We start from the raw sequence: 8890 nt of genomic DNA, 5'->3' as shown, positions 1-8890 counted from the left end.
TATCTTTCGCCCGCTTATAATTATTGGTCAAAAAAATCCCCTCCAAATCCCAAAATAAAATTAATTTATTATATATTTTGTTAATATAATTTTTAGGATACAAGGTTTAATTTTGGGAAAATATATTTTGAAAAAATATATATATTTATAGTATACTATCATAGAAACAAAAAATTTCCATTTAAAATAAAGTTTTATTAAAATTTTATTTTATGTGGCATAATATCTAATGATATTTATGATTTTTTACAAATTAAGGAGGAACAAAATATGAGTACACCAACACCACATAATAATGCAAAAATGGGAGATGTAGCAGAAACTGTATTATTACCAGGAGATCCGTTAAGAGCTAAGTTTATAGCAGAGACTTTTTTAGAAGATGTGGTTCAATATAATACAGTAAGAGGTATGTTTGGATACACTGGATATTACAAAGGAAAGAAAATATCTGTTCAAGGTTCAGGAATGGGTATACCTTCAATAGGAATATATTCATATGAACTTATACATTTTTATGGAGTTAAAAATTTAGTAAGAATTGGTTCAGCAGGAGCTATAAGTCCAGACTTAAAATTACATGATGTAGTAATTGGGATGGGCGCTTGCACAGACTCAAACTATGCAGATCAATTTGATTTACCAGGAACTTATGCTCCAATAGCAAGCTATGAATTAATGCAAAAGGCAATAGATACAGCAAAAGAACAAGGAACAAAGGTAACTGTAGGTAATATACTTTCAAATGATGTATTTTACTCAGATAGAGGACTAGAAGGCGGACTTGGTAAGTGGCAAAAAATGGGAGTTCTTTGTGTAGAAATGGAAGCAGCAGGACTTTATATGAATGCTGCTAGAGCTGGTGTTAATGCTTTAGCTATACTTACAATCTCAGATTGTCCATTTACAGGAGAAGAATGCTCTGCTCATGATAGACAAGTAGCATTTACTAAAATGATGGAGATTGCTTTAGAGTTAGCTTAATAATACTTAAAGTTCTTATTAATCATAATATACATAGACAATTATGAACTTTAGAAATAGAGGAGATTACTATGTTAAAGATTTTATCACTGTTTTTTATAGTATTAGGAATTATTTTAAGGACTTCGTATAAAAATTCTATTAAAAAAAGAAAGTTTAACAGATAAACAAAGGAAAGACTTAGAGAAGTCTAAAAATACAGGAAGTACTTTTATATTTGCTGGAATATCAGCTTTTATGCTAAGTTATATGTTTACTGTTTTTAAATAAATGTATTAAGTAAAAAAGATATGGATATCCATATCTTTTTTATATTACTCTAAACACACCTGTTACGATACCTACTAATTCAACATCTTTAGAGTTTAATATCATAGGCTCCATAAAATCATTCTCAGGCTTAAGTTTTATTATATTATCTTCTTTAAAAAATCTTTTTACAGTAGCGTACTCATTATGTATAAGTGCTACGACTATTTGAGAGTTAGATGCAGTAGATTTTTTATCAACTACGACATAGTCTCCATTTAATATACCTGCATTTATCATACTGTCACCTTTAACTTTTAGCACAAAGTTATCAGTTCCTTTGACTAAGTTGGCAGGTAGAGGAATGTACTCTTCTATATTCTGTCTAGCTAATATTGGAGTACCAGCTGTTACTTGTCCAACTAAAGGTAGATGAAGTATTTCTTGGTTAAGACCATTTTCAGAGTCTGACTTATTAGAATCTAGAACTTCTATAGCTCTTGGCTTAGTTGGATCACGCCTTATATATCCTAATTTTTCTAATTTATTCATATGAGAGTGAACTGTTGATGTTGACTTAAGACCAACCGCAACACACATTTCACGAACTGAAGGTGGATAACCTTTTAGCGTTATTTGTTCTTTAATAAATTCTAATATAGCTATTTGTTTACTACTTAAATCTAAATACATAAAATCACTCCTTTCTAAACTTGATGTAGTTTAATAAGAGTAGATGAATACCTTATTAATATAATATACCTATATTGTAGCACAATAAGTTTTTTTATACAAACGTTTGTTCTTGAAATTAAAATATTATATGTTACGTTCAATTTCTACTTTTATTTCATTGGTACTTTGATCATTATCATCAATCCATTCAAAATTATTAACGATATCACGTTTAACATGTTTTTTATGTGCGGCGTATAATTGAGTAGTAGTTACATTATCATGATCAAGTAGATTTTGAACATCGTAAATAGAAAATCCATTTTGAATTAAACTAGTTGCAGCTGTAGCACGAAGCTTGTGAGGACTATAACCACCATCTCTTGTTGTATCCATAGAAATAGATGTATATTTTTTTACCAATTGTCTGATAGCCTTTGGATTAAGACGTTTATTTTGCAATGATAAAAATAGAGCATCTTTATTTTCTTCGCTAAGAATTTCGCTTTGAGGTCGCTCATTATATATATAATCTTTAATTACTAATTCACATGTATGGTTAATAGGCATTAAAACTTCTTTACCTCTTTTTCTATAAATTTTAAACTCACCTCTAGAAAAGTTAAACGATGAAATATTAAGTTCACGAAGCTCATTAAGTCTTAACCCATAAGTAACGAATAAGGCTAATATCGCTTTATCTCGAAGCTTAGTTTTTCTCCAATAGATTTTTTCTTTATCTGTTAAACCTTCGCCACTTTCAACAGCATCCAACATTTTTGCAACTTCATCAATTTCAAGACGTTTTATAGCATCAGGTTGAGGCTTTGGAAGCTTAATAGGATTAAATCCATCAGTTATATTATTATCTAACTGATCATTCCTATAAAGAAATTTAAAAAGGGTAGAGATAGATGATTTTTTTTCTGGCTAATGCACGATTATTATTTTCAAAAACTAATGTATTTCTCTCTGTTTGCTTATAGTATCTAGAACAATAATCACCTAAAAATAGATTTATATCTCTAGCCTTAATACTGTTAAATTCATCCTGAGTAATATCCTTTATTTCTTTAGCAATAGTTAGTTCTTGCATTTCTATTAAATAAGAACAAAAGAAATGAATATCTTCCAAATAGGCTAGTCTAGTAGAAACAGCTACAGATCCTTTTAAATATATACAGTAATCTTTCATGAACTTAGGAAGATTATTTTCAACTGTTATACATCTTTCTATAATATTATTATCACGAATAACTATGTTATCAGGTTTATCAGATTTATTATGTATTTTTATAATTTTTTATCGCTCAAAATTTACCTCCAAATATAACTTTATATAAGTATAAAATACCATATAGGTTATAGGGTTTCAACTATACCTTAAAATGTATTTTGTAAGTTTTTTATTAGTATGAATTAATGGTATTATTAGAATATGTTTTTAGTTCATTATAGTGGTTATAGTTATAATAGATAAGTTGTAGAATGTAGTTAAAATTAGTACACTGATATATTTTATATTGTAAAAGAAAGTAAATTGTTAATATATATAAATTAGATAGATGGTTTAAAAATATAAAAATAAATTTATGTAACAGAGTAAATAATCGTGTATATGAAATACCATATATGTTATGTGAATGTGAAAAGGTATAAATTTATATATGCGTAAGAAAAATATCTTTATTTTTATAACTATACCTAAAATATACATTTAAAGACTAGTTAGATTTTAATTCAAAATATAACTAGTCTTTATAAACTTACTACTACTTCATTTACTGTGCGGCTGTATGCATGCATATTTTATATATTATGAATATAAAAATATACCCAATATCTGATTTTGCATGCATATTTAGATATTGGGTATATTTTCGACATTTTATTCTAAAATAATTAAAATATTTTTAATGAATTACTTATACATTTCACTTAATTGTTCTAAATCAACTTCAAATCTCGTATTTCCATGTAAAGATTTTACATAAGCTGTACCTATGTTATTATCAACACTTTCTATAGTTACTGGATTTTGTTTATAATAAACTATAACATTCTTATCTTCTGAATTAACTATTTCTGCTGCTCTTCTTAGTTGCATAAATATCCTCCTATTATAATGTTATTTTATATTTAGATTAACCAATAGAATATAAAGTATTAATGTTAATATTTAACTAAAATATAAAAAGCGCAATAGAATTTAATATTGTACTTCTAAATTCTTTTGCGCTCTTGTATTTTATGATAGACATTTTCCTATTTTTCTAAATTTATTATATCTTAATTCGATGATCTCTTCTTTGCTAAGCTTCTCATAGTGATTTAATCTGTCTATGATAAATTTCTTTATATCTTTTGATACATACTCTACGTTCTCTTGAGCTCCATTAAAAGGCTCTTTGATAATTTTATCAATTATTTCAAGGTCATATAAGTCTTTGCTAGTAAGTTTCATTACTTCACTTGCTTCTTTAGATTTAGAAGCATCTTTAAATAGAATGCTAGATAATCCTTCAGGAGATATTACAGAATAAACTGAGTGCTCTAGCATGCATACTTCATTGCCTACTCCGATACCTAAAGCTCCTCCACTTCCCCCTTCTCCAATAACAAAACAGATTATTGGGACAGATAATTTACTCATTTCTAGTAAATTTCTAGCAATTGCTTCACCTTGACCACGTTCCTCAGCTTCTAGACCACAGAATGCTCCTGGTGTATCGATGAAAGTTATAATAGGCCTACTAAACTTCTCAGCTTGCCTCATAAGTCTAAGTGCTTTTCGATACCCTTCTGGATGTGGCATTCCAAAATTTCGTTTTATGTTTTCTTTAACATCATTTCCTTTTTGATGCCCTACTATTGTAACATTAAATCTATCTATTTTACCAATTCCAGCTATGATTGATGGGTCATCTTTATACAATCTATCACCATGAAGTTCAAAAAAATCAGAACAAATATTATTAATATAGTCTTTTGTAGTAGGCCTTTTAATATCTCTACTTAAAGTTACTTTTTCATATGGTGAGATTTCTACTCTAATTTCGTTTTTAATTTGAAGAAGCTTATCTTCTAAGCTTTTTATTTTATCACTTAAGTCTATATCATTAGAAGAAGATATAAATCTAAGCTTCTTTATATCCTCTTCTAAATTATAAATCTTATCTTTTACATTAAGAGCTATTGTAGACAACTTATTTCCTCCTTATTCAGGTTAACTTTTTAAACTATAAATGTAGAGATAAAATTTTATATATCGTTTCTTTCATCTCTACTCTATTTATTATCATATCAATAAAACCATGTTCTAATAAAAATTCTGATGTTTGAAATCCTTCTGGAAGTTTTTGGTTTATAGTTTGTTCTATAACCCTTGGACCTGCAAACCCAATTAAAGTATTTGGTTCTGAAATTATAATATCTCCAAGCATGGCAAAGCTAGCAGTTACTCCACCTGTAGTAGGATCTGTTAATACAGATATATACGGAAGAGACTTTTTTTCTAATTTAGAAAGTGCCTGAGACGTTTTAGCCATCTGTATAAGAGAAACCATTCCTTCTTGCATTCTAGCCCCTCCTGAGGCGCTACAAATGATTATAGGTAGATTATTATCAGCTGCATATTCTATTGAATATGTAATCTTATCTCCAACGATAGATCCCATACTTCCCATCATAAAGTCAGGATTCATCACACAAATTACACTTTTAATTTTATTAATCTCGCAAACACCACAAATAACTGCTTCGTCTTCTTTAGTTTTTTCTTTGTATAAGTTTAATTTATCTATATATTTTGGAAAGCTTAGTGGATCTTGAACATCTATATTAAATTGAAATTCATTAAAACTACCTTTATCAGATAATAAATTTACTCTATCACGAGCTTTAAATTTATAGTGTCTTGAACACTTTGGACATATATTTAAATTTTCTTCGATATCTTTTCTGAATACATGATCATTACATCCTTTACAATAAATCCAAAATCTATCATCTACACTATTTTCTTTAAAGTTATTATTTAAAGGAACTGTAACGTATTTAGATTCTTTTGGCGACAAAAACTTCTTTATCATAATTTATTAACTCCCTTTAGAAATGTATATATAATTTTAAAATCTATACATTGCATTTATACTGTACTGGCTACTTCTAATACAAATTCTTTTTCTATAAACTTAGTGTGATGTTTATCTTCTATAAATTCAGTGCAATTTATAAGCATTTTTTGAAATTCTGTATTAGTATTTATACCTTCTATTATTATTTCATCTAAAGCTCTATTCATTTTCTTTATACACTGATCTCTATCCTCAGCCCAGCATATAAGTTTTCCTATCATTGAATCGTAAATAGGTGGTATTGTATATCCTGTATATATAAATGTATCAAATCTAACTCCGAAACCACCAGGTATGTTTATTGATTCTATTTTACCTGGGCAAGGTTTAAAATTTAAAGATGGATTTTCAGCATTTATTCTACATTCAATAGCGTGTCCTCTAAAAGTGATATCATTTTGATTAAAAGGTATAGCTTGATTATTTGCAATTAAAATTTGAAGATCTATAAGATCTATTCCTGTAATCATCTCTGTTACTGGATGTTCAACTTGTATTCTTGTATTCATTTCTATAAAATAAAACTTTTTATTTTTATCTACTATAAATTCAATCGTTCCTGCTCCTAAATAACCTATTCCCTTAACAATATCTATCGCTGTTTTATATAAATGATCCTTTTCTTTTTCATTTAGGTAGCCACTAAGAGATTCTTCTAAAACTTTTTGATTTCGTCTTTGCATAGAGCAATCTCTTCCTCCTAAATGTATGGCATTTCCAAAGGCATCTCCAAATACTTGGACTTCTATATGTCTAGGATTTTCTATAAATTTTTCCATATATAAATCACTACTTGAAAAAGCAGCTAAAGCTTCAGAACTTGCCATATCAAAGCTTGAAAACAAATCGTCTTCACAAGTAACGATTCTCATACCCTTTCCACCGCCACCATTAGATGCTTTTATTATAACTGGATATCCAATTTTATTAGCAAGAGATAAAGCCTCCTCTTTGTTACTTAAAACACCACTTGATCCAGGAACAACAGGTATGCCTAAATTCATCATAGTTTCACGAGCTTTAGATTTATCACCCATTAAAACCATCTGCTCCATTTTAGGGCCTATTAATATAATTCCATTCTCTTCACATTTTCTAGCAAATTCTGCATTTTCAGATAAAAAGCCAAATCCTGGATGTATTGCATCACAATTAAGCTTAAGAGCAAGATATATTATATTATCTATATTGTTATAACTTTTACTTATGTTATTTGGGCCTATACATATAGACTCATCTGCTATGTATCTATGAAAACAATCTTTGTCAACATCAGAATATATAGCTACTGTTTTTATATCTAGTTCTTTACATGTTCTAATTATTCTAACGGCTATATCTCCTCTATTTGCTACTAGTATTTTCTTTATCATATTAAATACCTCCTACCTATAGTGGTTTTATTTTAAATAGAGGTTGGTTATACTCCACTAATTCTTCATTTTTGGCTAAAACTTCTATTATTTCACCATCTATATCACTTGTAATTTCATTCATAAGCTTCATAGCTTCGAGGATACACAAAGTATCACCTTCGCTTACTACATCTCCTACCTTTACAAATATATCTGCTTCAGGGCTTGGAGATGAATAATACGTTCCCATCAAAGGAGCTTCTATTACAATTAAATTATCATCATTATTAATGTTTTTCTCAATATATTCATAAGCTTTAGGTATTATATCTTCTTCAGAACTTTCTCTTACACCTAAAGAATTTTGATTGATAGAATTAACTTGTTTTGATACTTCAAGCTTTAATTCGCTACTTTCAAGTTTCACATATTCCAAATTAGTTTGGTCTATAACTTTTAATAAATCTTTAATTTCATTCATATTCATTTGTGTTACCCCCTTGTATTATTACCTGGTACTAATATTATATCACAAAAAAAGATTTTGTAAACAAAATTTCCCACTACCCTATATTTTTCAATAAAAAAAGTGTTGATGAAATCATCAACACTTTTTTAAAGTAACTCAACTAACCGAGCTATTGATACGCTATTGATGCTATAATCAAAATGAATTACTTTAATATCTTTGAGATAATTATAGATATTAAGTTTTTAAATTTCAACTTAATTTTTAATTTCTTTTCTAATTTCTTCTATTTCATTTGTTTTTAATCCAGTTATTTCTGTAATAAAATCAATATTAGCATTTTTATTTAATAGATCTATAGCCATCTCTTTCTTTGCCATAGCTATTCTAATATTTCTTTCAATTGCTTTGCTTTCAATATTGTTTTCTAGATTAATAGGTAAACTATTGTTTTCTTCTAAAGTGCTAGTTTTTTTCACGGCGAACATTTGTTCTTGATGGTTAAAAGTAGCACTTTTTTTCGGTAGAATCCTCTCCTATAGCTTTAATATCAAATATTTTATCCTCTAGTTTATAACTAAATAAATTAAAAGTTATAAGTAGAGCTGGTATAGTGAAGTATATTTTAGCACCCATAAATCCTACTATTACTGTAGTAACAATAAAAAATATATTTATATTATCCAATTGCATATTGAAAATTTTTATACTTGGCTTATAAGCTTTTATAATAGCTAGTACCAAAGTTAAAATGCATAAAGGTGTTAAAATATAACTAGAAATGATGCCGTCAAACCCTAGGAAATCAAAGTAATTGTCTATATTACCATATACAAACATAAATCCATTTAGATATGCATATATACAGGCAATTATTCCAAGTGTGGCACCTAGTGCTTGTGTATACCAATTTGCGAACCTTAAATTCATTGTATCACCCCTAAAGTACATATATAACATTCTTATGCTACTTAAGGCTCAAATATTTCTTTTAAATTAATAATTTACATTAAAAAAGCTTC

At 28.0% G+C, this 8890-nt stretch carries 9 protein-coding genes and 1 pseudogene; 1 reads left to right on the top strand and 9 read right to left on the bottom strand.

What is annotated here, in order from left to right; genetic code table 11:
- Positions 1-270: 270 nt before the first annotated feature.
- Positions 271-984, top strand: coding sequence for a purine-nucleoside phosphorylase (deoD, locus tag BN899_RS06840; protein WP_042274052.1), 714 nt, complete (start codon positions 271-273; stop codon positions 982-984).
- A gap of 309 nt (positions 985-1293) precedes the next feature.
- Here deoD and lexA read toward each other — a convergent pair whose 3' ends face one another.
- From lexA to BN899_RS06795, 9 genes and pseudogenes are all read right to left on the bottom strand, one after another.
- On the bottom strand, positions 1294-1926 hold the full coding sequence (gene lexA, locus BN899_RS06835; protein WP_042274051.1) for a transcriptional repressor LexA: 633 nt from the start codon (positions 1924-1926) through the stop codon (positions 1294-1296).
- Between the two features lie 126 nt (positions 1927-2052).
- A pseudogene (locus BN899_RS20795) lies at positions 2053-3145 on the bottom strand (tyrosine-type recombinase/integrase).
- A gap of 684 nt (positions 3146-3829) precedes the next feature.
- Positions 3830-4015, bottom strand: a complete 186-nt coding sequence (locus tag BN899_RS06825) for an H-type small acid-soluble spore protein (protein WP_042274048.1) — start codon at positions 4013-4015, stop codon at positions 3830-3832.
- A gap of 141 nt (positions 4016-4156) precedes the next feature.
- A complete protein-coding gene (locus BN899_RS06820; RefSeq protein WP_242824109.1) occupies positions 4157-5113 on the bottom strand; it encodes an acetyl-CoA carboxylase carboxyltransferase subunit alpha in 957 nt (318 codons plus the stop codon).
- 34 nt (positions 5114-5147) lie between these two features.
- Positions 5148-5999, bottom strand: coding sequence for an acetyl-CoA carboxylase, carboxyltransferase subunit beta (gene accD, locus BN899_RS06815; RefSeq protein WP_042274046.1), 852 nt, complete (start codon positions 5997-5999; stop codon positions 5148-5150).
- A 56-nt stretch (positions 6000-6055) separates the two neighbouring features.
- A complete protein-coding gene (accC, locus tag BN899_RS06810; protein WP_042274043.1) occupies positions 6056-7417 on the bottom strand; it encodes an acetyl-CoA carboxylase biotin carboxylase subunit in 1362 nt (453 codons plus the stop codon).
- Between the two features lie 16 nt (positions 7418-7433).
- Positions 7434-7886: an acetyl-CoA carboxylase biotin carboxyl carrier protein gene (gene accB / locus BN899_RS06805; protein ID WP_042274040.1), complete on the bottom strand. Its 453-nt coding sequence runs from the start codon at positions 7884-7886 to the stop codon at positions 7434-7436.
- Positions 7887-8125: 239 nt separating this feature from the next.
- Complete coding sequence (locus tag BN899_RS06800; RefSeq protein ID WP_147568510.1) at positions 8126-8356, bottom strand: hypothetical protein; 231 nt, start codon at positions 8354-8356, stop codon at positions 8126-8128.
- 13 nt (positions 8357-8369) lie between these two features.
- Complete coding sequence (locus tag BN899_RS06795) at positions 8370-8798, bottom strand: hypothetical protein (RefSeq protein WP_042274035.1); 429 nt, start codon at positions 8796-8798, stop codon at positions 8370-8372.
- Between the last annotated feature and the right edge of the window lie 92 nt (positions 8799-8890).

Origin of the sequence: Faecalimicrobium dakarense, from assembly GCF_000499525.1 — a bacterium.
Taxonomy (GTDB): domain Bacteria; phylum Bacillota; class Clostridia; order Peptostreptococcales; family Peptostreptococcaceae; genus Faecalimicrobium; species Faecalimicrobium dakarense.
This window is presented reverse-complemented; position numbering and strand designations above follow the sequence as displayed.

Bases quoted from the DNA above. Each gene is read 5' to 3' on its own strand.
- deoD (WP_042274052.1), top strand. From the start codon at position 271: ATGAGTACACCAACACCACATAATAATGCAAAAATGGGAGATGTAGCA.
- lexA (WP_042274051.1), bottom strand. From the start codon at position 1,926: ATGTATTTAGATTTAAGTAGTAAACAAATAGCTATATTAGAATTTATT.
- BN899_RS06825 (WP_042274048.1), bottom strand. From the start codon at position 4,015: ATGCAACTAAGAAGAGCAGCAGAAATAGTTAATTCAGAAGATAAGAAT.
- accD (WP_042274046.1), bottom strand. From the start codon at position 5,999: ATGATAAAGAAGTTTTTGTCGCCAAAAGAATCTAAATACGTTACAGTT.
- accC (WP_042274043.1), bottom strand. From the start codon at position 7,417: ATGATAAAGAAAATACTAGTAGCAAATAGAGGAGATATAGCCGTTAGA.
- accB (WP_042274040.1), bottom strand. From the start codon at position 7,886: ATGAATATGAATGAAATTAAAGATTTATTAAAAGTTATAGACCAAACT.
- BN899_RS06800 (WP_147568510.1), bottom strand. From the start codon at position 8,356: ATGTTCGCCGTGAAAAAAACTAGCACTTTAGAAGAAAACAATAGTTTA.
- BN899_RS06795 (WP_042274035.1), bottom strand. From the start codon at position 8,798: ATGAATTTAAGGTTCGCAAATTGGTATACACAAGCACTAGGTGCCACA.